The following is a 24,772-nucleotide window of genomic DNA, read 5'->3' as shown; positions in this document are numbered from 1 at the left end:
AACCCGACGCTCTCCCGTTCTCGATGCTCGTCGGCTCCGCCTCCGGGGGCGGGGTCTGCGGCTTACGGGTCGGGGTGCCCGACCCCCTCGGGCGGGTCGGGCACCGCTTCAGGCTCACGGAGCCGGGTACTCCGCGATGTAGACCGGAACGCCGACTCCGGTCAGGTCAGCCGGGCCGCCCACGCCGTTGACGACGTGGTCGATCACGCCCGCGCTGAGGTTGACGGTCATGATGTGGCGCAGCTTCACGCCCGGCGTCTCGGGGACCTCGAAGCCGTTCTCGGTGTGGATCGTCGGGTTGTTCTGGTTGAACACGTACACGCCCGCGCCGTGCAGGGTGTGCTCGCGGACGTGGTCGCCGACCTTGTAGCCGGCCCAGCCCTCGACGTCGCCCTTCATCCAGTCCGCCTGCGTCGGCGGGTCGTAGGGCAGCTCGTTCTGGTAGAGCACGACGGTGCCGCGCTCGCCGTTCCAGACGGTGTTGTGCCGCTGGAAGTGCTCCACGAACAAGCCGGTCGCGGTCACGTCGTCACCGTTGACGACCACGCCGGTGAGGCCCGTGTTGGTGTTCCAGCGCTGCGTGTCGGTGAAGCCCTCCACGCCGTGGTCCGCGCGCCACACCCACGTGTGGTCGATGAGCACGTGGTCGCTGTTGACCTCCAGCGCGGTGTCGACCTTGCCGACGTGCGGGCCGCCGACGCGGAAGTACACGTCCGACAGCGTGGTCGGGTTGGCCGGGTCGGCCGGCCGGTTGCCGTGCTTCTTGCCCACGCGCAGCAGCACGGGCGACAGCTCGGTGCCCGCGTCGATCGTGACGCCGGCGATGACGACGCCCGGCACGTCCGCGACGACCAGCGGGGTCGAGCCGTTCACGGCGGTCAGCGTGGCGTGCCCGAGACCGAGGACCACGGTGTCGGCCCGCTTGACCTCGATGCTGCGGGCGATGTCGTAGACGCCCGGCGTGAGCAGCAGGTGCTTGCCGCGCGCCAGCTGGTTGTTGATGTCGCGCGCCGAGTCGCCGGGCTTGGCGACGAAGAACTCCGACAGCGGGATCGTGCGGCCGGGCGTCACGCCGTTCGCCCACGACACACCGCTGGTGTCGCGCTTGGCGGCCGGGACGCGGACGTTGTAGCGGCCCTTGTCGTCGACGAACAGGTACGGCTTCTCACGGCTCAGCGACGTGGTGTCGAGCGTGGTGTAGGGCGGGTTCGGGAACGCCGCGTCGTCGGGCGCGCCCGCGACACCGGAGAACACCTGGTTCCACACGCCGTTCGACCAGCTGCCCAGCTCGCTGTTGCGGGTCAGCCACTGCTGCTGCGAGCCGTTGACGACGGCGGGCAGCCGGGAGTCGGCGATGAAGCCTCCGCTGGCGTACTGCGGGCCGGCGGTGCAGTAGTCCATCAGCGTGAACGTGCCGCTGGTGACGTTGAGCCGGCGCAGCGACACCGCCTGGGACACGGCCCAGAAGTTGGCGCCGGCGCGGCAGCCGTCCTGCCCCTTGCCGTCGATGTTGATGGTGAGGTTGCCCAGGGTGCGCCAGAAGTTCACCAGCGCCAGGCAGTTGGCCGTGCCGCCCTCGGTCAGGCAGCGGTTGTAGACCTCGACCTTGCCGTTGATCACGACGTCGGTCGGGGAGGCGCCGAGGCCCGCGATCTCGGTGTAGTAGCCGACGTTGATCTGCAACGGCCGCTCGGCCGTGCCGTAGTGACCCGGCTTGAACAGGTAGGCGTACCGCTGGGCGCCCATCTCGTTGTCGACCTGGGCGGCGTGCGTGGCGTCGAGCGCGGCCTGGATCTCGGCGACCGGCATGGACGGGTCGAACACCTTCACGTTCACGCCGAGGTCCTGCGTGCGCCGGGGCGGGTCGGCGCTCACGGCCGGCGCCGCGGCCGTGGTGGCGGCGGCCAGGGCGAGACCGAGCACGAACACCCGGCGCAGTCTCGCGGGAGCGCTCTCGCGTCTGGCGTGGCGCATGATCGTCATTGACATGCCTCTGAGGGTAGTGACGCCGACCACTCGAACGTGAGAGCGCTCTCTCAGGTTCGGGGAGGTCAGGCGTTGGCGGTGTGGAGTTGGCTATTTCTACTTCACGATCCGCTCCCGCGCCATGCCCGACGAGCACGAATTCGTCCCGGTACGACCGGGAAACGCGCGCGCGGTTCCCCTGCGCGTTGTGCTGGTCACTGAAGGTGGATCGACAGACAATCAGCGCCTTGGCGCATGCGGAACACCCGATCGCGGCGCCCCTCGGCGACGCGACCGTCAGCGACCTCCTGGACCGGGCGATCCGTCGGCCGGACGCCCACCTGCTCGACCTCGGCTGCGGCGAGGGCGCGTGGTTGCTGCGCGCGGCGCAGGAGCACGACGGCATCACCGCGGTGGGCGTGGACATCTCCGGCGCGGGGTTCGACGGGACCCTCGCCGACGCCGCCCGGCTCGGCGTGGCCGACCGGCTGGAACTCCTCCAGCAGGACGTGACCGCGTACCGGTCGGACCGCAAGGCGGACGTGGTGCTCAGCGTCGGCGCGGCCTACGCCTTCGGCGAGCTGCTGCCCGCCCTCGCCGCCGCGCGGGGCCACCTCGCCGAGGACGGCGTGGTAGTGCTCGGCGACTGCTTCTGGGAACGCGAGCCGAGCCCGGAGCTGCGGGCGGAGCTGGAGGACGGCCCGCAGAAGTACGCCGACCTGGCGACCACGGTCGCGCGCGTGGTCGCCGACGGCTGGACCCCGGTGCACGGCCACGTGAGCACGCTCGCGGAGTGGGACGAGTACGAGTGGAGCTGGACCGGCTCGCTGGCCGCGTGGGCGCTGGACCACCCCGACCACCCGGACCGCGAGCAGGTGCTCGCCACCTCCGCCGCGCACCGGGACAGCTGGCTCAACGGCTATCGCGGCGTGCTCGGCTTCGTCACCCTCGTGCTGCGGCCGACGCCGTAGGGAGCGCGAGCGCTATCACGACGGGGGTCGACCAGGCCCCGGCCGACAGCCCGGTCATGCCGTCGCGGCCCGCACGCCGCCGGACGTGACGCCCGGCGGCGTGCGGTGTCCTACCCGGCCGGCTCGGGCGGCAGCTTGTCGGGCGTGGCCACGATGTCCACCCGCCGGACCTTCCCGTCGTGGACGGTGAAGGAGCAGACGAACCTGGTGGCCGTGCCGGTCGTCGCGGCGAACCCGGGACCGCCGTTCACCGCGATCGGCGTGATGCCCTGACCGGCGGGCATCTTGCGGTGCACGGCGACCAGGAACCACGCCACCCGGTCCGCGCCGAGCACCGGCCGACGGGCCACCCCGCGCAGGCCGCCGCCATCGCTGGTCAGCACGACGTCCGGGTCGAGCACGGCCAGCAGGCCGCGCAGGTCGCCGTGGCCGACGGCGCGCAGGAACGCGTCGACGGCGCGGCGGTGCTCGACCGTGCCGACGTCGACCCTCGGCGCGCCGGCCGCGACGTGCGCCCGGGCCCGGACGGCCAGTTGCCGCACGGCGGCCGGACTGCGGCCGACGACGCCGGCGATCTCCGGGAACGGCATGCCGAACACCTCGTGCAGCACCCACGTGGTGCGTTCGGCGGGCGTGAGGGTTTCGAGCACGACCATGAGCGCGAAGCTCACCGCGTCGTCCAGCGTCACCCGATCCGCCGGGTCGTCGGCGACGGGGTCCACCAGCGGCTCGGGCAGCCAGGGCCCGACGTACTCCTCGCGCCGCACCCGCGCGGACCGCAGCACGTCCACCGCGCGTCGCGCCACCGCCACCACCGCCCACGCCTCGACGTCGCGGACGGTCTCCTGCTCGTCGGCGGCGGCCAGCCGCAGCCAGCAGTCCGACACCACGTCCTGCGCCTCGGCGACCGTGCCGACCAGGGAGTACGCGACACCGACCAGCCGTGGCCGCAGGCGGGTGTACTCGGCGGCCAGCCGGGCGACCCGATCGGCGGCGGGGTCGGTCGCGGGGTCGGCGACCCGGTCGGCGGCGGGGCCGGTCGCGGGGCGGGTGCGGCGGTCGGTCACGGGCCCACCGTCTCCAGGTACTCGGCGAACGTCTCCCTGCCCTCGGTGTACTCGCCCGCCGGGCACAGCGCGCCCGTGGACAGCCCGGCCGGACCCTCCGCCGCCTCCTCGACCCGCACCGCGTCACCCCGCCGCGCCACCACCCGCCGGGCCATGTCGACCACCCGGATCCGCTCCGGCCCCGCGATCGGCAAGGCCAGCCCTTGCGGCTCACCCACCGCCAGCTCCACCAGCCGCGCCGCCACGTCGGCCGTCGACACCGGCTGCGACAGCATCGGCGGCACCTGCGCCACCGGGCCGGTCGCGCCCGCCAGCACCTGCCACGCGAACTCGAAGAACTGCGTGGCCCGCAGCACCGTCCACGGCACCGGCCCGGCCGCCACCAGCGCCTCCTGACGCCGCTTGCCCAGGTAGTAGTCGAGGTCGACCACGTCCGAGCCCACGATCGACAGCACCACCAGGTGCCGCACGCCCGCCCGCGCCGCCGACGCCAGCAGGTGGCCGGTGCCCTCGGTGAAGAAGCGCTCGACCTCCTCCAGGCTCCGCCAGTTCGCCGGGTTCGACACGTCGACCACCGCCTCGGCCCCCGCCAGCGCCGCGTCGAGCCCGGCGCCGGTGAGCAGGTCGACCCCGTCGGCACGGCTCAGCACCACCGGCTCGTGCCCGACCCGCCGCACCTCGTCGACCACCCGACGCCCCGCCGCGCCCGTACCGCCGACCACCGCGATCCTCATCATCGAACCCGTCCTCGTGATCTGCCGGAAAACCTTGTCACGGACAGGACGACCCGGCCGGCGCGGACTGTGACATCACCCGGTCTCAGTCACTCCCCCGGGCCAGCCGGGACGGCCACCAGATGCGCCTGCCCACGTCCACGCCCAGCGCCGGCACCAGCAGCGACCGCACCACGAACGTGTCCAGCAGCACGCCGAACGCCACGATGAACGCGATCTGCGCGAGGAACAGGATGGGCAGCACCGCCAACGCCGAGAACGTCGCCGCGAGCACGACCCCCGCCGAGGTGATCACCCCGCCGGTGATGGTCAGCCCGCGCAGCACGCCCGCCCGCGTGCCCAGCTCGGCGGACTCCTCGCGCACCCGCGTCATCAGGAAGATGTTGTAGTCGATCCCCAACGCCACCAGGAACACGAACCCGAACAGCGGCACCACCGGGTCGGCGCCCGGGAAGTCGAAGATCCCGTTGAACACCAGCGCCGCCACGCCGATGGTCGCGGCGAACGACAGCACCACCGTGGCGATCAGCAGCAACGGCGCGAGCAGCGACCGCAGCAGCAGCGCCAGCACCAGGAAGATCACCAGCAGCACGATCGGGATGATCACCAGCCGGTCGCGTTCGGACGTGAGCTGCGTGTCCAGCTGGGTGGCGGTGGGCCCGCCGACCTTGGCGTCGGCGTCCGGCACCGCGCGCACGGCCTCACGCAGCCGTTGCACGGTCGCCAGCGCCGCCTCGGAGTCCGCCGGGTCCTCCAGCACGACGTCGAGCCGCACCAGCCCCGCCGCCTCGCCCGCCGGCCGCACCGAGGACACGCCGTCCACGTCCGCCGCACCCGCCACCGCCTGCGCCTGCCCCGCACGGGCCAGCACGACGGTCGGCGCGCCGCTGCCGCCCGGGAAGTGGCGGGACAGCACCTCCTGCCCGGCCACCGAGTCGACCTCGGTGAGGAACACGTCCGACTGCGCCGTGCCCGACGCCTTGAGCTGCGGCACGAACGCCACGCCCACCAGCAGCACCACCGTCGTCACGACCCACGTCGCGCGCGGCCGGGCGGAGATCACGCGGGCCACCCGCGCCCACAGCCCGCTCGCCTCCGGGTGCGGCGAGCCGAGCTTCGGGCGCAACGGCCAGAACGCCGACCGCCCCAGCAGGACCAGCACGGCGGGCAGGAACGTCACCGAGGCGAGCAGCGCCGCGCCGATCCCGATCGCCGCCACCGGGCCGAGGCCCTTGTTCGAGTTGAGGTCGCTGAACAGCAGGCACAGCACACCGAGCACGACCGTGCCCGCCGACGCGGCGATCGGCTCGATGGTGGCCCGCCACGCCACCCGCATCGCCCGGTAGCGGTCCTCGGTGTCGCGCAGCTCCTCGCGGAACCGGGACACCAGCAGCAGCGCGTAGTCCGTCGCCGCGCCGAACACCAGGATGAACAGGATGCCCTGGCTCTGGCCGTTGAGGTCGATCACGTCGCCGTCCGCGAGCAGGTACACGGCGAGGCTGGCCACCCCGAGCGCGAACACCCCGGACAGCAGCACCACCAGCGGCAGCAACGGGCTGCGGTAGACGAGCACGAGGATCAGCGCCACCACCGCGCCCGCGACCAGGAGCAGCAGGCCGTCGATGCCGCCGAACGCCTCCTTCAGGTCGGCGACCTGCGCGGCGGGCCCGGTCACCAGCACGGTGAGCCCCTCGGGCGGGTCCGTCAGCTTCGCCCGGATGGCCTCCACCGCGCCGGCCGGGTCGCCCGGGTCGACGGCGACGACGACCTGCGCGGCCTGGTCGTCGCGCGGTGACGGGATCACCGGCGACGCCTCGCCGGGGAACTCCCGGCCGCCCAGGTAGTCGCGGTCGGCCGGGGTGAGGCCGGAGGCGCGTTCGGCCACCACGACCGCGGGCAGGCCGCGCGCGTCGCCGAACGCCTTGACCCGCTCGGACACCTCCGTCGCCTCGGCGGAGGCGGGCAGGAACGCGGTGCTGTCGTTGACCGCGACCTCGCTCAGCTTGCCCGCGAACGGGCCGGAGAACCCGCCGAGCGCCAGCCACGCGACCGCCACGAGGGCGGGCAGCAACCAGCGCGTGCGGGACCGGGTCGTGTGCACGGGACAATGACCTCCGAGACCATGTAGTTCGACGATCCAATAATTCGACCGTCGAAACAATAACGGGAGGGCGCATGGCCGACCACTCGGTCCTGGTCAGGTTGCTCCGGCAGCTCACGGTCGAAACCGACCGGTTCGTGGAGATCTTCGGCGAGCGGCAGCGGATGCACCGAACCGACCTCGACGCGCTCGCGGTGATCATGGACGCGCGGTGGGGCGACGAGCCGATGTCGCCGACCAGGCTGGCCGAGGCCCTGCACCTGAGCGCGTCCGCGACCACGTCCGTGCTCGACCGGCTGGAGGCGTCCGGGCACGTCGAACGCGCGCGCAACCCCCACGACCGGCGCAAGGTCGAGCTGCGCGTCCCGGCCAAGGCGCTGGAGCTGGGCCGCGACTTCTTCGAGCCGCTGGACCACGCGTTCACCCGTGCGTGGCGGCAGTTCGACGACGCCGACAAGGAGGTCATCGCCCGGTTCCTGACCGCGAGCATCGACGCGACCGTGGCGGTGCGGGCGGGGCTGACGCGGTCACCGGACCCGAAGTCATCCTCGCCGGACCCGCAGTGACCAGCGGGTAACCGGACCGCGCCGAACCCAAAGCGACAAACTCTCACGAGTGGAGATCCTCTTCTCTAGCCTCGGCTCGCACGGGCACACGTTCCCCTTGGTGCCCCTGGCCATCGCCGCCCGCGAGCAGGGCCACGACGTCACGTTCGCGACCACCGACACGTTCGCGAAAGCCCTGACCGCGCTCGGCATCGAGCACGTCACGGGCGGGATGGACATGCTCGACGCGTTCGAGCTCGGCAACGCGAGCCCCGCCGCGCGCAAGGCGGCGGACTTCGACCCCAGGCGCGTGTCGAAGGTGTTCGGCTCGATCCTGGCGCGCCGCCACGCCGCGGACCTGGTCCCGATCATCGTCGAGCACAAGCCCGACCTGGTCGTGCACGAGGTGGCCAACGTCGGCGTCGCGCTCGCGGCCAGGGCCACCGGCGTGCCCGCGGTGTGCCACTCGTTCGGGAGGTACTGGCGACCCAGCGGCCCGATGGAGGACATCCGCCTGCACCTGGCCGAGGTCGCCGCGGAGCACGGCGTGGAGCTGCCCGACGGCGACGTCATGCGGTTCGGCAACCCCTACCTGGACATCTGCCCTCCCTCGTTGCAGGACCCGGACTTCCTGGCCACCGCGACGGACCGCGTCCCGCTGCGGCCGGTGGCGTTCGCCGAGCCCGGCGTGCTGCCGCCGTGGGTGCTCGACCACCGCGAACCGCTGGTGTACCTGACCCTGGGCACGGCGTTCACCACGGTGGACGTGCTGCGCACCGCCATCGGGGGCCTCGCCGCGCTGGACGCGAAGGTGCTCGTGTCCACCGGCACGGTCGTGCAGGTGGGCGACCTGGGCGACCTGCCGGACAACGTCGTCGTGCGGGAGTGGCTGCCGCAGGCCGACCTGCTGCCGCACGCGGACCTCGTGGTGCACCACGGCGGCGCCGGCACCACGATGGGCACGTTGGGCGCGGGCGTGCCGCAGCTGATCCTGCCGCAGGGCGCCGACCAGTTCGGCAACGCCGCGATGGTGACCGAGGCCGGGCTGGGCGACCAGGTGCTCGGCGCGGAGGTGGCGGTCGAGGTGATCGCCGACAAGGCGCGCCGCCTGCTCACCGACGACGCCGTGCTCGACGCGGCGCGGGCGATGGCCGACGAGGTCGCCGCCATGCCGTCGCCGGCCGACGTGGTGAGCGTGCTGCCGGACTACGCCTGACCGCGGCGCGGACGCCGTGAGGTGATCTTCGCCTCACGGTGCGAAGAGCGCCAATCGGACGAAATTCACCCATCGTGGAAAAAATCTCGCTACGCTCGAACCAGTGCGAATCCTCTTCTCCAGCCTAGGTTTACACGGACACACCTACCCGCTGCTGCCGCTGGCGATCGCCGCCCGCGAGCTGGGCCACGACGTCTCCTACTTCACCGGCGCCGCGTTCGCGAACGCCCTGACCTCGCACGGCATCGAGCACGTCGTGGGCGGCATGGACCTGCGCGCGGCGTTCGAGCTCGCGAACGAGGGCGTCGCCGTGGGCAAGCCGCAGGACGCCGACCCGGCCCGGATCGCGGCCGCGTTCGCCTCGGTGCTGCCGCGCAACTTCGCCGCCGAGCTCGCGCCGGTCATCGCCGACCTCAAGCCCGACCTGGTGGTGCACGAGCTGGGCAACCCCGGCGCGGGACTGGCCGCGAAGGTGGCCGGCGTGCCCGGGCTGTGCCACTCGTTCGGCCGGATGTGGCAGGCGGACCAGTTCGCGAGCACCGCGCGCGGGCACCTCCTCGACGTCGCCGCGGAGCTCGGTGTCGAGATCCCCGAGGACGACGTCATGGGGCTCGGCAACCCGTACATCGACATCTGCCCGCCGTCGGTGCAGGACCCGACGTTCCTGGCCACGGCGCGCCACCGGATCCCGCTGCGGCCGGTGCCCTTCGCGGAGCCGGGCGAGCTGCCGCCGTGGGTGCTCGAACACCGCGAACCGCTGGTGTACCTGACGCTGGGCACGGCGTTCGGCGAGACGGGCGTGCTGCGCACCGCCATCGACGGCCTCGCCGCCGTGGGCGCCAAGGTCCTCGTCGCCGCCGGACCCACGGTCGACGCCGGCGCGCTCGGCGAGCTGCCGGACGACGTCGTCGTGCTCCCGTGGGTGCCGCAGGCGGACCTGCTGCCGCACGTGGACCTCGTGGTGCACCACGGCGGCAGCGGCACGACGATGGGCACGTTCGGCGCGGGCGTGCCGCAGCTGATCCTGCCGCAGGGCGCCGACCAGTTCAGCAACGCCGCCGTGGTCACCGAGGCCGGGCTGGGCCGGCAGCTGCTCGGCGCGGACGTGACCGCCGAGGCGATCGCGACCGAGGCGCGGCGCCTGCTCGCCGACGAGGCGGTCCTCGGCGCGGCGCGGGCGATCGCCGACGAGGTGGCCGCCATGCCGTCGCCGCACGACGTGGCCCGCACCCTGCCCGACTACGCCTGACACCGCGCACCCGCCTGACCGCGCAACCCCGGGGGTCGCGGTCAGGCGGGCACCGTGAAGAACTGGTGCGGCTGGAACACGCAGATGTTGGCGTCGCTCTGCACGTTGCCGTCGGTGATCTCCACGAAGTAGCCGTAGGACCTGCCCGGGTCGAGCGGGACCGGCAGGGCGACCCCGCCGCGGTTGAGGCCGGTGGTCGGCTCGCCCGACCGGACCGCGTCGAGGTAGATGTTGTCCCACCACAGCAGGCGTTGCGTGTCGAACTCGCGCAGCGTGCCGCCCTCGGCGAGCCGGAACACGTAGAACGCGTCCGGGCCGCCCAGCTCGTCCAGGGTGAGCCAGTCGACCCGCCGCACGGCGCCGGTGGGTTCGGCGGTGCGCGACGGCGTGAACGCGTCGAGGACCTTCGCCCGGTTCTCCCGGTAGACCGGCACGATCCGGTCCGTCGGCTCCTGGCGCTGCACGCGCGACCGGCTCGTCACCGAACCGTCCTTCGCGGTGACCTCGATCGTGTACTCGCCCTCCGGCAGGTACCCGGTCGGCAGGTTCACCATGTACCAGTAGAAGCCGATGGCGGAGTCGTGGATGTGCCCGTTGAGGTTGCGCTGGGTGAAGGGCTCGTTGGCGAACTCGACCCGGTAGCCACCCGGCCCGCGGGCCACGATCGACTCGATCAGCTCCGGCGTCGGCCTGTCGGTCGGGTGGAACGACACCAGGAACTTGTGCTGCTCGCGCGGCAGGCCGGAACCGTCGAAGTCCCAGTAGACGTTGCAGGCCATGCTGTCGTAGATCCGCACCGAGTCCATGCCGCCAGTCTCGGCGGGTCGGCGGGCCCGGCGCATCGGTGTGACCACCCACCCGCAGCCCTGCTTAACACGTAAGTCCGGGCCACTCATCGCAACTATCGCGCCGCTCGTCGTGAGGCGCTTGACCGGTTAATCGACCCGCTGCCACGGTCGGCGACGCCACCAAAGACGACCGGCGTTGGGAGACCTTCATGGCAAGACACGTGGGGACACTGGCCGTGGTAGCCGCGCTCGTGGCGACGGCCGTGCTGCCGTCGGCCGCGACCGCGCACGGCAGGCCCTGGGTGGCCGGCTGGGCGGCGAGTCCCGTGGTGGGCAGCGAGATCCCGTGGAGCGACTGCCCGGCGGGCGAGGGGCTGCGGGACCAGACCGTGCGCAACGTGGTGTTCCTCAGCGCCGGCGGCGGGTCGGTGCGGGTCCGGGTGACCAACGCGTTCGGCACGACGCCGTTGCGGGTGGGCCGCGCGACGGTCGCCGTGCAGCAGTCTGGTGACGCGGCGGTGCCCGGCACGTTGCGCGCGTTGACGTTCAAGGGCAGGCGGGACGTCACGGTGCCGGCCGGCCGGGAGGTCTTCAGCGACCCGGTCCGGCTGGACGTCGAGGCGCTGTCCACGCTGCTGGTGAGCGCCTACGTGCCGGAGGCCACCGGCCCGCTGACCAACCACCCGTTCACCGCGCAGGGCAACTACCTGGCGCCCGGCGACCGGACCGGCGCGCTGTCGGGCGGGTTCCGGGACACGCCCTGCTGGATGGTCGTCAACGGCGTCGACGTCGCACCCGCGCGGCGGGTCGCGGGCACGGTGGTGGCGTTCGGCGACTCGATCACCGACACCGCCAACACCACCGGCAACGCGAACCGCCGCTGGCCGGACTTCCTGGCCAGGCGGCTGAACGCGGTGCCGGGGCGCACGCTGTCCGTGGTGAACGCGGGCCTGGGCGGCAACCGCCTCATCGCCGACCGGGACGAGCCGTTCTGGGGCGTCGCGGGCGTCACGCGGGTGCGGCGCGACGTGCTGTCGCAGACCGGCGTCAAGGCGATGATCCTGCTGGAGGCGGTCAACGACATCGGCTACAGCGCGTCGGCCGAGGACCTGATCGCCGGGCACCGGGACGTGATCGCGCAGGCGCGGGCCGCGGGCGTGAAGGTCTACGGCGGCACGATCCTGCCGTTCAAGGGTTCCTTCATCTGGACCGAGGAGCGCGAAGCGACCTGGCGCGCGCTCAACGACTGGATCCGCACGTCCGGCGAGTTCGACGGCGTGGTGGACTTCGCCGCCGCGACGGGCGTGCCCGGCGACCCGGCCACGCTGAACCCGGCCTACGACAGCGGCGACCACCTGCACCCGAACGACGCGGGCACGGAAGCCATGGCGAACGCCGTCGACCTGGCCATGCTGCTGCGCCGCTGAGCCGCTGCGCTGTCCGGGGTGGGTCCGCTGTCGGCGAACGCCCCGGACAGCACGGCCCGCGCGAGAGCACGATTGAGTGCGTAATCGTGTAATCGAGGGAGGCGCCGATGGATCCGCTGGACGCCTACTCGCAGGCCGTCATCGCGGTCGCGAAGTCGGTCACGCCGCACGTGGCCAGCGTGCGCATGCCGCGCGGGACCGGGTCGGCGGTGGTGTTCACCGACGACGGCTACCTGCTGACCAACGCGCACGTCGTCGGCGGCGGGCGGGACGGCACGGCGGTGTTCGCCGACGGCGCCGAGTCGCCGTTCACGGTCGTCGGCGCCGACCCGCTCGCCGATCTCGCCGTGCTCAAGGCGTCGGCGGAGGCCCCCGGCGCGGCGAGGTTCGGCGACGCCGACCACCTCCAGGTCGGCCAGCTCGTCATCGCCGTCGGCAACCCGCTGGGCCTGGCCGGCTCGGTGACCGCCGGGGTGGTCAGCGCGCTGGGCCGCGCGGTGCCGGTGAGCAACGGCCGGGCCGGACGCGTGATCGAGGACGTGATCCAGACCGACGCGGCGCTCAACCCGGGCAACTCCGGCGGCGCGCTGGCCAACTCCGCCGGCGAGGTGGTCGGCATCAACACCGCGTTGGCGGGCATCGGCCTCGGCCTGGCCATCCCGATGAACAGCACCACCCGGCGCATCCTGTCGACCCTGATGGTCGAGGGCCGGGTGCGGCGGGCCTACCTCGGCGTGATCGGCGCCCCCGCGCCGCTGCCGGACGCCGTCGCCGAGCGCACCGGGCAACGCGCGGGCGTCCGGCTGGTGCAGGTCGTGCCGGGCGGTCCGGCCGAGCGGGCGGGGCTGCGCGACGGCGACCTGGTGCTCAGCGTGGCGCGCACGCCGGTCAGCGACGCCCAGGGCATCCAGCGGCAGCTGTTCGCCGAGGCCATCGGCCTACCGCTGCCGGTGACGGTCCTGCGCAACGGCGCGATGGTCGACGTCATCGCCACGCCCAGCGAGCTCACCACGTAACGCCATCGCGAACCGCCGGTGCTCGCGCACCCTCGCAAGTTCCCGCCGCGACCGCGCCCCGTCCGCCTGATCGGCGCGCGCGACCTCCCGTACCCCTTCCCCGTCCGCCCGATCGACGCGCGTGACCTCCCGCCGCGACACCGCCCGGTCGGCGTGCGAGGGCTCCCCACGCGCCCCCGCCTCCTCCACCCGACCAGCGCGCGGGAACGCTTGCGCCACGCGCGGACCGGGGCGGGGCACGACGGCGCGCGCCGCCCCGTCGGCGATCACCCGCAGGTGGTGGTCGCTCTCGGCGAAGCCCATGGCGCGGTACCAGCGCACCGTCGGCGGGTCGTCCCGGGTCCAGGCGTCCAACGTGGTCGCCCCCAACGCCGTGGCCCGAGCACGCGCCCGCGACAGCAGCGCGCCGCCGATCCCCCGGTGCTGGTGGTCGGGGTGCACGGCGATCGTCTCGATGGTGGCCAGCTCGCCGTCGACCGCCAGGTCGAGGATGCCGACCACCACGTCACCGTCCACCGCCACGAGTTCCGCGCCGGACACCGCCGGCTTCGCCGCGACCGCGTCGTCGTGCCACGCGGTTCCCAGGAAGGACGACACCCGGCACCGCAGCCACGACGGTTCGTCACCGGCGACGTAGTCGCGCACCGCGTACCCCATCGCGACAGCCTGCCCGATCGCCTCCACCCAGGTGCACTGATTTCTCCGATCGCCGAGGGCGGACCACCTGAAAGAAGGTGCACGTCGTCGACAGGCCGGCCGGATTCCCGGCCGACGGCAACCATCCGCGCACGCCGACTGGTAGTAGGTGCGTCGGACGAGGCGAAGGGCCGTGGTGGTGGGAGTACCCGAGGGGTTCGAGGAGTTCGTGGCGGGGGCGTCACCACGCCTGCTGCGCACGGCGTTCCTGTTGACCAGGGACAGGGGGCACGCGGAAGACCTGCTGCAGACGGCGCTGGCGCGGGCGTGGCGGGCGTGGCGGCGGGTGCAGGGCGACCCGGAGCCGTACGTGCGCCGGATCATCGTCAACACCTATGCCACCTGGTGGCGCCGCAAGTGGCGCGACGAACGGCCGACCGACGTGCTGCCCGAGCCGGTCGGCGCGTCCCCGGAGGCCGCCGTCGACCAGCGCGACTGGCTGTGGCAGGCCTTGGGACGCCTCCCCCGCCGCCAACGCGCCGTGGTCGTGCTGCGGTTCTACGAGGACCTGACCGAAGCACAGGCGGCGCACGCCCTCGGCGTCTCCGTCGGCACGGTGAAGAGCCAGACCAGCAAGGCGCTGGCCCGGTTGCGGCTGGACGACACCATCACCCGGGAAGGGGTGCGGCGATGAACCTGACCGACCTCACCGAGGTGCTGCGCCACCACGCCGAACTGCCGCCCGACGCCGCGCACGGCCCCCGCATGTCCGGTATCCAGGCCAGGGTCGAGGCCTCACGGCGGCGACGGGTGGTGGCGGCGGTCGCGGCCTCGCTCGTGGCCGTGCTGGGCGTGGCCTTCGCGTTGCGGACGCCGGTCCAGCGCGAGTCCCAACCCGCCGAGCCGAAGCCGATCGTGTTCTCCGAGCACCACGAAGGCACGCGGATCGTCGCGCAGACGTCCGGCCGGGCGCCCGCGTCGGCCATCACCCTCCGGTTCGCGCCCACCACGCCCGACCCGAAGCTGTTCATCGCCTGCGACGCGAACGACGACGACAAGCAGATGTACGCCACCCTCGTCGTCAACGGCGTGCCGTACGGCGACGGCCTGACCTGCGGACCCCCGATGAACGTCACCTTCGAGTGGGCGAAGCACGGCATCGGGGTCGGCACGCCCGTGACGGTGACCCTGTCGGCGGGAGAGCAGCTCTGGGACGAGGAGGAGCGGTGGCCGCACTCCGGCCCGATGCCGCCCGACGCCACTTTGGGCCTGGCCGTCGGCGTCCCGGTCGCGCCCGAGGACTACCCGTTCCCGCCCCGCCCGGAGACCTTGGAGCCCATCGACCCGGCGCTGGACAACACCAACCCGGGCCAACGGAGGGTCTACGAGCTGCGAGCCGACCCCGACCAGCCGAACGGCACGTGGCGGAGCACCGTGAGCCTGCCGGGCCGGCCGGTCTACGTCGGGGTGGCCGTCAACACCCCGGGCCGCATCCGGGTGCTGGTCAACGGGGTCGAGGTGATCGAGCACGCCACGTGGGCCTACCGGTCCTCCTACCTGATGGACACCAGTCAGGAGTACTGGGAGGTCGCGGTGGAGCCGGGGGCCACGGTGGACCTCACGGTCATCGTCGAGCGCACCAGCGGCGACTGGGCCGTGGTCCTCAAGGAGACGTGAGCGGTGGGCCGTGCGAGGATCCCGCCATGGTCATCGAGGTGCACGACGTTCCCGCGGAGAAGCACTTCGCGGCCGTGGTCGACGGCACGACGGCGGGCAAGGCGGTCTACCTCCGCACGCCCGACCTGATCGTGTTCACCCACACCGAGGTGGAGCCCGCGTTCGAGGGCAAGGGCGTCGGCAGCGCGCTCGCCCGCGCCGCGCTCGACCAGGCGCGGGCGTGGGAGCTGCCCGTGCTGCCGCTGTGCCCGTTCATCAAGGGCTACATCGAGCGGCACCGCGAGTACGTCGACATCGTCTACCGCGCGCCGAAGAGCACCGCCGTGGACTGAGCGCTCAGCGGAACGACGCGGTGAAGCAGGCGAGCCGGGCGCCCGCGCTGCCCGCCCGGCCGTGCTCGGTCGCGGTGGTCGGCTGCTCGTGCAGCACGATCGAGGACGGCGCGCGGTCGTCGAACGCGAACGGCACGGTGGTCTCGGCCAGGCCGTTGCCCTGGCCGTCGGTGGTCAGCTCCAGCCAGATCTCGTTGCGCGGGTTGGCGTAGGCCGGGTCGACCGACGGCCGCTCGGGCGTCGCGGCGGGGTCGACCTCGTGCTGGTAGTGCGGACCGGCGTCGGTGCCGTTCTTGCCGCACGGGTCGGTGTGCGCGTGGACGGCGTACCCGCGGTCGGGCTGGAGCAGGCCGGCGGACAGCCGCACGGTCGTCGCGCCGTCGCCCGGGACCACCTCCAACTCCAGCTCCGCGCCGGGCGGCGCGGCCTCGGGGTCGTAGGTGAACGCCACGTCCGCCGCCTCGACCGGGGCGAGCACACCGATCTCCCGGACGCCCACCTCTTCCTCCGACGACCTGGCGTCGTCCGGTCCCGGGTCGCCGCCGCACCCCACCGCCACGCTGAGCGCGGCTACGACGAAGACGATGCGCATGCCGGTTCCCTCCACGCGTCCGCTGCGATCGCCGCTCGACTACCCTCGCCGCTCCGGGTGAAACCGCGCGCGTGGCGGACCACTCGGCCGAGTGGTTCGGCACTGGTCCGCCGGACGCGGGGAAACCTCGTGGTGCCACGTCGCCGCCCGCCGAGAGGGCGGCGCACCGGGACCCGAGGGGGTTCGATGAGCACCCGCACCCTGATCGCCGCCCTCGCGTGCACGGCGGCGTTCCAGGCGCCGATCGCGCACGCGGCCGACGAGCCCGGCGCGTTGATCGCGTGCGGCACGACCGCGGAGGACCGCGTCACCTCGCGCGGCGAGGCGCTGACCCGGTCGCAGTCCTGGTTGGACGCCGGGGTGCCGTACAGCCAGCAGGCCTGTCACCAGAACGAGCACGGCAGCTACCGCACCGACTGCTCGGGCTACGTCTCGATGGCGTGGGGCCTGACGCACTCCCGCACCACGGTCACGCTCGGCGACGTGGCCACCCCGATCGCGCACGCCGACCTGCGCCCGGGTGACGCGCTCATCACCTCCTACCACGCCGCGCTGTTCGTGCGCTGGGCCGACGACGCGAAGTCGGAGCCGGTCGTGCGCGAGCAGACCGGCCCCGACGGCGCGCCTCCCGTGGAGCGGAAGTGGACGGCGCAGGCGGCGAGCGCCTACACCGCGATCCGCTACTACCGGGTCACCGAGGACTGACGCCTCAGCTCTGGCAGGGCGCCCCGTTCAGCGTGAACGCGGTCGGCTTCCCGTTGGCGCCGGTCCAGCTGCCGAGGAACCCGAACGACACCGAGCCGCCCGGCGCGATCATGCTGTTCCACCCGGCGTGGCGCACACTCACCGCCGCGCCGGTCTGGGTGTGGGCGCCGCCCCACAGCTGCGTGATCCGCTGACCGTCGGGGAAGGACCACTCCAGCGTCCACGCGGTGATCGCGGTGGCGCCCCGGTTGGTGATCCGGACCTCGCCCTGGAAACCGCCCTGCCACTGGCTACCGATCGTGTAAGCGACCGCGCACGTCGCCGGCGGCACCGTAGTGGTGGTAGTGGTAGTGGTCGTTGTTGTGGTCGTGGTCGTGGTCGTGCTGGTGGGTCCGCCGATCTTGCTCGGGTCCACCACGCCCCAGTACGCGTCCTTGGCCTGCAACCGCGTGTCGAACAGCAACGGGTGGTCCTTGCGGGTCACCGGGAAGCTGTCCAGCCACGTGTTGTCGTCCGCCAGGCCCCACACCGTCACCGAGCTGATGTGCTGCGAGTACTTCTTGTAGAGCTCGAAGAAGTCCCGGTACCGGTAGGCCTGCGTGAGCAGCACCTCGGCGGGCGGCGTGGGGTAGGACTGGCTGTTGTCGGTGTAGATCGAGACGTCCATCTCGGTGATCTGCTGGTCGATGCCGAGCGGCACGAACTTGGCCAGCATCGCCTCGGTCTCCGCCAACGACGGCCACTGCACGTTGACGTGCATCTGGTGGCCCACCGCGTCGATCGGCACGCCCTCCGCGCGCAGCTTCACGATCAGGTCGTGCAGCTTGTCGCGCTTCGACGGGACGTTGGTGTTGTAGTCGTTGATCACCAGCCGGGCGTTCGGCGCGACCTCGCGGGCCACCCGGAACGCCGTGCGCAGGTAGTCCAACCCGGTGATCTCGAACCACTTGCTGCGGCGCAGGCCGTCGGCCTGGTTCTCGTCGATGACCTCGTTGACCACGTCCCACACCGGGATGTCCGCGCCGAAGTGGCCGACGACGCCGCGGATGTGGGCCTCCAGCCGGGACAGCAGCAGCGCCTTGTTCTCCGGGGTGGCGGTCATGTCGTTGCCCGCCGCGTCCTTGAACACCCACGCCGGGGTCTGCTGGTGCCACACCAGCGTGTGGCCGCGCACGGCCGCGCCGTTGGCCTTCGCCCAGGCGACGAGGGCCTCCGCGTCGGCGAAGCGGAAGGTGCCCTCGGTGGGCTCGGTGGCGTCCCACTTCAACGTGTTGCCGGGCGTGATCGAGTCGAAGTGCTTGGCGAGCAGCTGCCCGTGGTTGTTGAGCAGCTCCGCGTTCCCCACGGCGGCGCCCACGGCGAAGTGGTCGGCCAGCACGTCCTTCACCGACGGGATGTCGGTCTGGATCGGCGGCAGCGGCGTGTAGGAGAGGGAGAAGTCGTCGATGTGCAGGGACGCCGTGGCGCTGCCCAGCTCGACGTACGTGCCGAGGAAGTCGACGTCGGCGGCCAAGGTGTAGCTGCCGCGCAGGTTGACCCAGCCGTCCGCGGTGACCGCGGTGTCGCCCACGACCTGGTCGTAGCTCGGGGTGCCGGCGGTGCGCCGTTCGACGGACAGGCGGGCCTGCGTCGCCGCCTCACCCGCGGCCAGGCGCACCCAGACCGAGAGGTCGTAGCGGATGCCCTTCTGCACCTTCTCCAGCAGGTTCAGCGTCGGACCCTGCCAGCTCTGGGCACGTCCGGTGACCGCGAGGCTGTGCGTGCCGCCGTGGGCCACCGCGGTGCTCGGCGCGACCACCTCGCTCGCCCTGCCCGTCCAGCCTTGCGCCGTGCCGTCGTCGAACGTGCTGGAGACGACGACCACGGGTTCGTCGGCGGCTGCTCGGGGGCTCGCGTGCGCCGCCAACGTGACCAGGCCGGCCAGGACCGAGGTCGCGAGCACACCGGCGAGAACTCTCCTCATCGAGAATCCCTCTTCCGTCGGACGCGTTCTGGGAGCGCTCCCAGAACATCTCGCCCGGACTATAGGCAGGCCCGCCGACCCCCGCCCAGCCGCCGTTCAGCCCAAACGCCTTGGTCGGCTCGGAACCTGCGCCGGCACATCGCGCAGCCGCCGGCCCACGGCCCCAGGTCGGTGCTCGACCAGTCCCGGCACCGCTCGAACCGGCCCGGTCGGGGCGCGAACGCGGTGGAGTGCCGCACGTCCTCGGGACGTCATCGCCCGACCGACCACGTCGGCCGCGACCGGTTTCGACCGGTCGCCGGTGGCAAACCAGGGATCGACCGCGCACCGGCCGCCAAGGGGTGGAGGAAGTCGTGTTCATCGACGAGGACGTGCCGATCCCGCTGGACGGGGTCCGCCTGGACGCCCGGCTCTCGATGCCGACCCGCCGCAGCGGCGTGGTGGTGTTCGCGCACGACGGCGGTCCGCACCCCCGAGGCGACCTGCACGTGGCCCGCACGCTCCAGCGGGAGCACCTGGCCACCGTGCTGGTCGACCTGCGCCCGGCCGGTGACCGGCCCGCGGACGTGCCCGTGCTCGCCGGCCGCCTGGCCGCGGTCGTGGACTGGCTCGCCGACCAGCCGGCGACCAGCGGCCACCCGATCGGGTTGTTCGGTGCGGGCGGCGGGGCGGCGGTCGCGCTCCTCGCCGCGGCGGAACGACCGGTCGCCGTGCGCGCCGTGGTCTGCCGGGACGGGCGGGTGGACCTGGCCGGGGACGCGCTGACCCGGGTCCTGGCGCCGACCCTGCTGATCGTCGGCGAGCAGGACGAGGACGGTGCGGCGCTCAACCGGGAGGCCGTGCGGCGGTTGCGCTCCACCGGGCGGCTGGAGGTCGTGCCGGGCGCGGATCACCCGGCCGAGGAGCCCGGTGCGCTGGACCGAGTGACCAGGCTGACCGCGCGGTGGTTCCACCGGCACGTCGGCACCGCACCGGCGATGCCACCGGCCCCCTGAACCGCGCGGGTCGAGGGCACAGCGGGCCTCGGCGAGGCCTCGACCAGCCCGCCGTGCTCGACCACGGCGGGATCACCCCTTCGGCCGCCGCGCCACGCTCGGGTCCGCCGGCGTGGCGTCGTCCTCGAACCGGACGGAGCCCACCACCTCGGTCAGGTTGGCGTAGTCCGCCGGCGGGATCGCGCGCAGCGCGCGCGCCGTGATCTCGTCGCCCCGCTCCCGCGCCGCCAGGACCAGCTCGTCCTTGGTCGCCGGGAAGTCGATCTCCTTCAGGCAGTCCCGCAGCCGTTCGCGAGTGGTGTACGCGGTCATCGCCACCTCCGTGCGTTCCTCGTCCTCGGGCGGTACCCCCGCTCGACCCCCGGAAACGTCGGGCCGGACGTGCCCACTCCCCGGTGCGGTCGTGGTCGGCTCAGCCCATGGTGGCGAGCAGCTCGCGGCACGCCCGTTCGCACGCCCGGCACGCCTCGGCGCACAGGCGGCAGTGCTCGTGCACGTTCGCGTGCGCGCCGCACTCGTCGCCGCACGACTTGCAGGCCATCACGCACGCCTCCAGCAGCGACCGGCTGATGTTCGCGTCGTAGCCGGTGTGCCGGGACAGCACGCGCGCGGTCGTGCCGCAGATGTCCGCGCAGTCCAGGTTCGTGCGCACGCACTTCGTCAGCTCCGCCACCGAGCTCTCGCTCAGGCAGGCGTCAGCGCACGCCGTGCACGCCTCCGCGCACTCGATCAGCGCGTCGATCGTCCTCGCCAGCCTGCGCCGGTCGAGGTTGATCTCCGCCGGGTAGGTCTCCAGCATCGTCGTGGTGCTCACTCGGACCACTCCTCGTCGTCGGTCCCGTGCTCACCAGGACGTGTACCCGGTCGGGCCGCCGGCAACCGGCCGCGGCCCGGGTCAGGCGGTGATCGTGGCCGCCACGATGCACGTGTCGTCCAGCGGGGTGGCGGGCACCAGGCGCGAGGTCAGCGCCTCGGGCATCTCCGCCGGGTCCAGCTCCGCCACGAACCCCCGGATCTCCTCCATCAGGCGCTCCAGGTCGTCACCGCGGGCGCCGGCGGACGGCCGACGCTCGATCAGGCCGTCGGTGAACATCAGCACCGTGTCGCCGGGCGCCAGGAGCGTCCGCGCCGTCGCGTACACCGCTCCCCGCACCGCGCCCAGGATCGGGCCCATGGGCCGGTCGAGCCGCTGCACGTCGTCCTCCCGCAGCAACAGCGGCGCGGGGTGGCCCGCCTGCGCCCACGACAGCCGGCGCGTGGTCGGCTCGAACCGCCCCACGACCGCCGACGCCAGCGTCACGCCACCGCCGCCGGTCAGCATCCGGTTGAGCACGTCCAGGACGCCGGCCGGGTCCGGGTTGGTCAGCGCGGCCCCGGTCAACGCGTACCGCAGCTTCGCCATCGCCGCCGCGGTCGCCAGGCCGTGGCCCGCCACGTCGCCGATCGCCAGCAGCGTGCTGCCGTCGTCGATCGGGAACGCGTGGTACCAGTCGCCGCCGACCTCGGCCCACTGCTCGGCCGCCAGGTAGCGCACGACCACCCGCATCCCCGGCAGCTCCAGCGGCCGGCTCGGCAACGGCAGCACGGCCGAGCGCAGGTGGTTCGCCACCTGGTGCTCCTGCGCGAACTGCTCGCTGAGGTCGAACACCCGCTTCTCCGCCCGCCGCATCGCGGTCACGTCCTGCAGCACCACGTCCAACCGGACCGGCCTGCCCTGGACGTCCAGCACCGGCTCGCCGATGAACCGCCCGCACCGGATCTGGTCGCCGGCGCGCAGGCGCAGCTCCGAGTCGGCGCCCTCGCCGCGCTCCAGCATCCGCCGCACGGCGTTCTGCAGGATCGGCAGGTCCTCGGCGACCACGGACGCCCGGATCTCGTCCAGCGACATCGGGCCGAGCGCCGGGTCGCGGTCGAAGATGACGTAGAGCTGGTCGGACCAGTCGATCTCGTTGGTCACCAGGTTCCACTCGCCCCAGCCGATGTTGCCCAGGCGCTGCACGCTGCGCAGCCGCTCCAGCTGCAACGGGTCCTCGTGCTCGTGCCAGGCCAGGATCAGGCCGTCGCCGAACTTGCCGATGGTCAACGTGTACCGGCCGTGCTGCGGCAGGCCGGGCGTGTTCTCCTCGTAGTCGAAGATGCTGACCACCTCCCTGACCCCGGTGCGCAGCACCCGGAAGTACGCCGCCCACAGCTCGGTGCCCGCGACCGTCGGGTAGCTGGTGAGGATGCTGCGCCCGACGAGCTGCCGGTACCGGCGGCCGGAGAAGTCGACCGCGTCCGGGCTGGCGGCCTCGAACCGGAAGTCGACCACCTCGCCGTTCTCGTCGTGCACCGCGCCGAGCAGCGCCACCGAGCCCGGCAGCACGTCGAGCAGGTGCTGGACCCACAGCGTCCAGCGGCGGCCCCGCGCCGCGCCGTCGGGACCCTGGAGCGCCAGGAGCGTGGAACCGGCGGCGCCGATCATGACTTCCAGCTCCCACTGCTCCTCGGACGTGAAGTCGTGCTCGTCGGTCCACAGCAGCCCGAACACGCCGACGATGCGGGTCTGGTCCCGGAACGGCAGCCACGCCCGCGACCGCCACACCGTCTCCGGGTCGCCGATCAGGGTGTGCCGCCGGCGGGCGTCCTCCAGGTCGGGCAGCCACTGCGGCAGGCCGCTGCGCACCGACGCGAGGACGCCCGTGCTCAGGCGCAACGGCACCCGTTCCCACTCCAGCCGCACGGTGGCCGGCACGTTCGCGGCGGCCTCCAGCCGCGGCCCGCCGTCGGGTTCGAGCAGGTAGACCAGCACGCCGTCGCAGCCGACGTGCTCGCGGACGAGCTCGGCCAGCTCCTCCGGGTCGGCCGCGGTGCCGATCGCGGCGAGCGCGACCGGCTGCGGCGTGCGTTCGCCCAACGGCGCCGGCGAGGGTTCCGGGATCTCGATCTGCCGCGGGTAGCGCGCGGCGTCGTACAGGCCGTCCCCGGCCGGCGGCGGCAGACCGGGCGCGGGCGGTGGCGGCGGCACGCCGAGCACGCCGGCCGCGATGGCGGCCACTTCGCTGCCCGTCGCCTGCGCCAGCCGCACCATGTCCTCGAACGCCTCGTCGGGACGGCACGACAGCCGTTCGGCCAGGACGCCCTTGGCCTGCTCGACCACGGCCTGCCTGCGCGCAGCGGACCTCAGCCGGTCGATCTCGTCACGCTGCCGGGCGACGAGGTCGGCCAGCGCAGAACCGGTCGGATCCCGCTGCACCGCCATCGCGTCCAGCATCGCCCGCCCACCCCCGCAAGGCCAGCCGAACCGACGCGGAACCACCGTCCGCCACGCCCGGGACCACCGCCCGCCGCGCCCGGGACCGACCACCGGCCGCCACGCCAGGACCGCCGACCGCGACGCCCGGGACCGACCGCGGCCTGGCCACTCGAACGGGTGAGGCGGAGGACACTCCGGATCGGGAACAGCCGATCGCGCCCCGCGCGTTGTACGGACTGGTCGGTGCGGTCCGTGTCCCCCGGGCCTCACTCATCGCCTTCGCGGAACACCGTTCGGCTGGAGCCGCGTCGAGCCACTCGCCGAGAGGCGACCGCCGCGCCGACCCTCGAACCAGCCTCCGGCCGCTGCTCTCCCCCAGCACGGCCGGAGGCTGCCCCAACCGGCCCGTCGCTCGCGGATCCCGCCGGGCCGGCCGGTTTCCGTTCGCGCCACTCCGCCCGCCGGCGCCCTGTGGCGCACGTCACGCCGCCGCGCTGTCACAGGACCGGGGTCACCGGTGCCTTATGCGCGTCAGCACAAGGCAACAGAACGGAACGACATCGTGAGCAAGATCTGGTTCGTCACCGGTTCGTCGCGCGGCCTGGGCCGCAACTTCGCGGAGGCCGCCCTGTCGCGCGGCGACAAGGTGGTCGCGACCGCCCGCAACGCCGCGACCCTCGACGACCTCGTCGCCACCTACGGCGACGCGGTCCTCCCCCTGGAGATGGACGTGACCGACAAGGCCGCCGTCTTCGAGGGCGTGAAGCGGGCGAACGAGCACTTCGGCCGCCTCGACGTCATCGTGAACAACGCGGGCTACGCCCAGGTCGGCGCGATCGAGGAGCTGACCGAGCGGGAACTGCGCGACCAGTTGGAGACCAACCTGTTCGGCGCGGTGTGGGTCGTCCAGGCCGCGCTGCCCTACCTGCGGGAGCAGGGCTCGGGGCACATCGTCCAGCTGTCCTCGGCGGCCGGGCTCGTCGCGATGCCGCTCGGCGGCGCGTACCACATGTCCAAGTGGGCGGTCGAGGGCTTCAACGAGGCCCTCGCCCAGGAGGTCGCCGAGTTCGGCATCAAGGTGACCGTGATCGAGCCCGGCGGCTTCGCCACCAGGAACGGCAAGAACCCCGACCCCTTGGACAACGGGCACATGGCCGAGACCAGCCCGGTCTACGACGGCCTGCGCCGGCGGCTCGCCGGGCTCGTGGCGAAGCAACCCGCCGGCGACCCGGCCGCCGCCGCCCAGGCGTTGCTCAAGATCGTCGACCTCGACCAGCCACCCCTGCGGGTGCTCTTCGGCCAGGGCTTCTACCCGCTGATCCAGCAGGCCTACGCGGCCCGGCTGAAGATGTGGGAGGACTGGCAGGACCTGTCGGCCGAGGCGCACGGCCACCGCGCCGTCGAGGCGCCCTCGGCGGGAGCCTGACCGACCCCGCCCGACGCCGGTGGGTCATCCGTGACGGCGGTCCGGGGGCTGACGAGCACCCGGGGCCGCACGTCGTGGGACGGGGTCACGTACTGGGACCGCACGCCGACTGGGCCGGCCACCCGTCCGTCC

The 24,772-nt window shown here is 73.1% G+C and carries 23 protein-coding genes; 12 read left to right on the top strand and 11 right to left on the bottom strand.

What is annotated here, in order from left to right; all coding sequences use genetic code 11:
* Positions 1 to 114: 114 nt before the first annotated feature.
* Positions 115 to 1,989 (bottom strand): pectate lyase-like domain-containing protein, encoded by a 1,875-nt coding sequence (locus ABTZ99_RS18215; RefSeq protein WP_499612423.1) that lies wholly within the window; start codon positions 1,987 to 1,989, stop codon positions 115 to 117.
* Between the two features lie 224 nt (positions 1,990 to 2,213).
* Between ABTZ99_RS18215 and ABTZ99_RS18210 the strand changes: the two genes are divergently transcribed.
* Positions 2,214 to 2,936, top strand: coding sequence for an SAM-dependent methyltransferase (locus ABTZ99_RS18210; protein WP_498784319.1), 723 nt, complete (start codon positions 2,214 to 2,216; stop codon positions 2,934 to 2,936).
* Positions 2,937 to 3,046: 110 nt separating this feature from the next.
* Here the strand turns inward: ABTZ99_RS18210 and sigJ are convergent, their stop codons facing one another.
* The 3 genes from sigJ to ABTZ99_RS18195 all read right to left on the bottom strand — a co-directional run bounded on the left by sigJ (position 3,047) and on the right by ABTZ99_RS18195 (position 6,838).
* On the bottom strand, positions 3,047 to 4,003 hold the full coding sequence (sigJ, locus tag ABTZ99_RS18205; RefSeq protein ID WP_499612421.1) for an RNA polymerase sigma factor SigJ: 957 nt from the start codon (positions 4,001 to 4,003) through the stop codon (positions 3,047 to 3,049).
* On the bottom strand, positions 4,000 to 4,740 hold the full coding sequence (locus tag ABTZ99_RS18200; protein WP_498784323.1) for an SDR family oxidoreductase: 741 nt from the start codon (positions 4,738 to 4,740) through the stop codon (positions 4,000 to 4,002). Before ABTZ99_RS18200 ends, sigJ begins: the two co-directional genes overlap by 4 nt.
* An 82-nt stretch (positions 4,741 to 4,822) precedes the next feature.
* Positions 4,823 to 6,838 (bottom strand): MMPL family transporter, encoded by a 2,016-nt coding sequence (locus tag ABTZ99_RS18195; RefSeq protein WP_499612419.1) that lies wholly within the window; start codon positions 6,836 to 6,838, stop codon positions 4,823 to 4,825.
* A 74-nt stretch (positions 6,839 to 6,912) separates the two neighbouring features.
* On the opposite strand from ABTZ99_RS18195, the gene ABTZ99_RS18190 reads away from it, so the two are divergent.
* From ABTZ99_RS18190 to ABTZ99_RS18180, 3 genes are all read left to right on the top strand, one after another.
* Positions 6,913 to 7,404, top strand: a complete 492-nt coding sequence (locus ABTZ99_RS18190) for a MarR family winged helix-turn-helix transcriptional regulator (RefSeq protein ID WP_498784327.1) — start codon at positions 6,913 to 6,915, stop codon at positions 7,402 to 7,404.
* A gap of 49 nt (positions 7,405 to 7,453) precedes the next feature.
* Complete coding sequence (locus ABTZ99_RS18185) at positions 7,454 to 8,599, top strand: glycosyltransferase (RefSeq protein ID WP_498784329.1); 1,146 nt, start codon at positions 7,454 to 7,456, stop codon at positions 8,597 to 8,599.
* 103 nt (positions 8,600 to 8,702) lie between these two features.
* Positions 8,703 to 9,848, top strand: a complete 1,146-nt coding sequence (locus ABTZ99_RS18180) for a glycosyltransferase (protein WP_499612416.1) — start codon at positions 8,703 to 8,705, stop codon at positions 9,846 to 9,848.
* 41 nt (positions 9,849 to 9,889) lie between these two features.
* On the opposite strand, the gene ABTZ99_RS18175 is transcribed toward ABTZ99_RS18180, so the two are convergent.
* Positions 9,890 to 10,654 (bottom strand): hypothetical protein, encoded by a 765-nt coding sequence (locus ABTZ99_RS18175; protein WP_499612414.1) that lies wholly within the window; start codon positions 10,652 to 10,654, stop codon positions 9,890 to 9,892.
* Positions 10,655 to 10,845: 191 nt separating this feature from the next.
* Here ABTZ99_RS18175 and ABTZ99_RS18170 point away from each other — a divergent pair, with 191 nt between their 5' ends.
* Both ABTZ99_RS18170 and ABTZ99_RS18165 read left to right on the top strand, forming a co-directional pair.
* Complete coding sequence (locus tag ABTZ99_RS18170; protein ID WP_499612412.1) at positions 10,846 to 12,063, top strand: SGNH/GDSL hydrolase family protein; 1,218 nt, start codon at positions 10,846 to 10,848, stop codon at positions 12,061 to 12,063.
* 107 nt (positions 12,064 to 12,170) lie between these two features.
* On the top strand, positions 12,171 to 13,079 hold the full coding sequence (locus ABTZ99_RS18165) for a S1C family serine protease (protein WP_498784338.1): 909 nt from the start codon (positions 12,171 to 12,173) through the stop codon (positions 13,077 to 13,079).
* Here ABTZ99_RS18165 and ABTZ99_RS18160 read toward each other — a convergent pair.
* Positions 13,002 to 13,736, bottom strand: coding sequence for a GNAT family N-acetyltransferase (locus tag ABTZ99_RS18160; protein WP_499612409.1), 735 nt, complete (start codon positions 13,734 to 13,736; stop codon positions 13,002 to 13,004). The two genes, ABTZ99_RS18165 and ABTZ99_RS18160, sit on opposite strands and share 78 nt — an antisense overlap.
* A 178-nt stretch (positions 13,737 to 13,914) precedes the next feature.
* Between ABTZ99_RS18160 and ABTZ99_RS18155 the strand changes: the two genes are divergently transcribed.
* The 3 genes from ABTZ99_RS18155 to ABTZ99_RS18145 are packed head-to-tail and all read left to right on the top strand — an operon-like array spanning position 13,915 to position 15,724.
* On the top strand, positions 13,915 to 14,409 hold the full coding sequence (locus ABTZ99_RS18155) for a SigE family RNA polymerase sigma factor (protein ID WP_498784342.1): 495 nt from the start codon (positions 13,915 to 13,917) through the stop codon (positions 14,407 to 14,409).
* On the top strand, positions 14,406 to 15,392 hold the full coding sequence (locus tag ABTZ99_RS18150) for a hypothetical protein (RefSeq protein ID WP_499612407.1): 987 nt from the start codon (positions 14,406 to 14,408) through the stop codon (positions 15,390 to 15,392). The genes ABTZ99_RS18155 and ABTZ99_RS18150 overlap by 4 nt, the downstream gene beginning before the upstream one ends.
* A gap of 26 nt (positions 15,393 to 15,418) precedes the next feature.
* Positions 15,419 to 15,724 (top strand): GNAT family N-acetyltransferase, encoded by a 306-nt coding sequence (locus ABTZ99_RS18145; protein WP_499612406.1) that lies wholly within the window; start codon positions 15,419 to 15,421, stop codon positions 15,722 to 15,724.
* A 4-nt stretch (positions 15,725 to 15,728) separates the two neighbouring features.
* Here ABTZ99_RS18145 and ABTZ99_RS18140 read toward each other — a convergent pair whose 3' ends face one another.
* Positions 15,729 to 16,316 (bottom strand): superoxide dismutase, encoded by a 588-nt coding sequence (locus ABTZ99_RS18140; RefSeq protein WP_499612404.1) that lies wholly within the window; start codon positions 16,314 to 16,316, stop codon positions 15,729 to 15,731.
* Positions 16,317 to 16,502: 186 nt separating this feature from the next.
* Here ABTZ99_RS18140 and ABTZ99_RS18135 point away from each other — a divergent pair, with 186 nt between their 5' ends.
* Positions 16,503 to 17,021: a hypothetical protein gene (locus ABTZ99_RS18135; protein WP_499612403.1), complete on the top strand. Its 519-nt coding sequence runs from the start codon at positions 16,503 to 16,505 to the stop codon at positions 17,019 to 17,021.
* Positions 17,022 to 17,025: 4 nt separating this feature from the next.
* Here the strand turns inward: ABTZ99_RS18135 and ABTZ99_RS18130 are convergent, their stop codons facing one another.
* The gene (locus ABTZ99_RS18130) at positions 17,026 to 18,984 is read right to left on the bottom strand and encodes an endo-1,4-beta-xylanase (RefSeq protein WP_499612401.1); all 1,959 of its coding nucleotides are present in this window, start codon (positions 18,982 to 18,984) and stop codon (positions 17,026 to 17,028) included.
* A gap of 353 nt (positions 18,985 to 19,337) precedes the next feature.
* Here ABTZ99_RS18130 and ABTZ99_RS18125 point away from each other — a divergent pair, with 353 nt between their 5' ends.
* A complete protein-coding gene (locus ABTZ99_RS18125; protein WP_498779572.1) occupies positions 19,338 to 19,979 on the top strand; it encodes a dienelactone hydrolase family protein in 642 nt (213 codons plus the stop codon).
* A 72-nt stretch (positions 19,980 to 20,051) separates the two neighbouring features.
* Here the strand turns inward: ABTZ99_RS18125 and ABTZ99_RS18120 are convergent, their stop codons facing one another.
* From ABTZ99_RS18120 to ABTZ99_RS18110, 3 genes are all read right to left on the bottom strand, one after another.
* Positions 20,052 to 20,291, bottom strand: coding sequence for a DUF2795 domain-containing protein (locus ABTZ99_RS18120; RefSeq protein WP_498779574.1), 240 nt, complete (start codon positions 20,289 to 20,291; stop codon positions 20,052 to 20,054).
* A gap of 100 nt (positions 20,292 to 20,391) precedes the next feature.
* Entirely contained in the window at positions 20,392 to 20,793 is a 402-nt protein-coding gene (locus ABTZ99_RS18115) for a four-helix bundle copper-binding protein (protein WP_498779575.1), read from the bottom strand.
* Positions 20,794 to 20,874: 81 nt separating this feature from the next.
* The gene (locus ABTZ99_RS18110) at positions 20,875 to 23,232 is read right to left on the bottom strand and encodes a SpoIIE family protein phosphatase (protein ID WP_499612398.1); all 2,358 of its coding nucleotides are present in this window, start codon (positions 23,230 to 23,232) and stop codon (positions 20,875 to 20,877) included.
* A gap of 544 nt (positions 23,233 to 23,776) precedes the next feature.
* On the opposite strand from ABTZ99_RS18110, the gene ABTZ99_RS18105 reads away from it, so the two are divergent.
* Positions 23,777 to 24,640, top strand: a complete 864-nt coding sequence (locus tag ABTZ99_RS18105) for an SDR family NAD(P)-dependent oxidoreductase (RefSeq protein ID WP_498779578.1) — start codon at positions 23,777 to 23,779, stop codon at positions 24,638 to 24,640.
* The last annotated feature ends 132 nt before the right edge of the window (positions 24,641 to 24,772 follow it).

This window comes from Actinosynnema sp. NPDC002837, from assembly GCF_040295345.1.
Taxonomy (GTDB): Bacteria; Actinomycetota; Actinomycetes; order Mycobacteriales; family Pseudonocardiaceae; genus Actinosynnema.
This window is presented reverse-complemented; position numbering and strand designations above follow the sequence as displayed.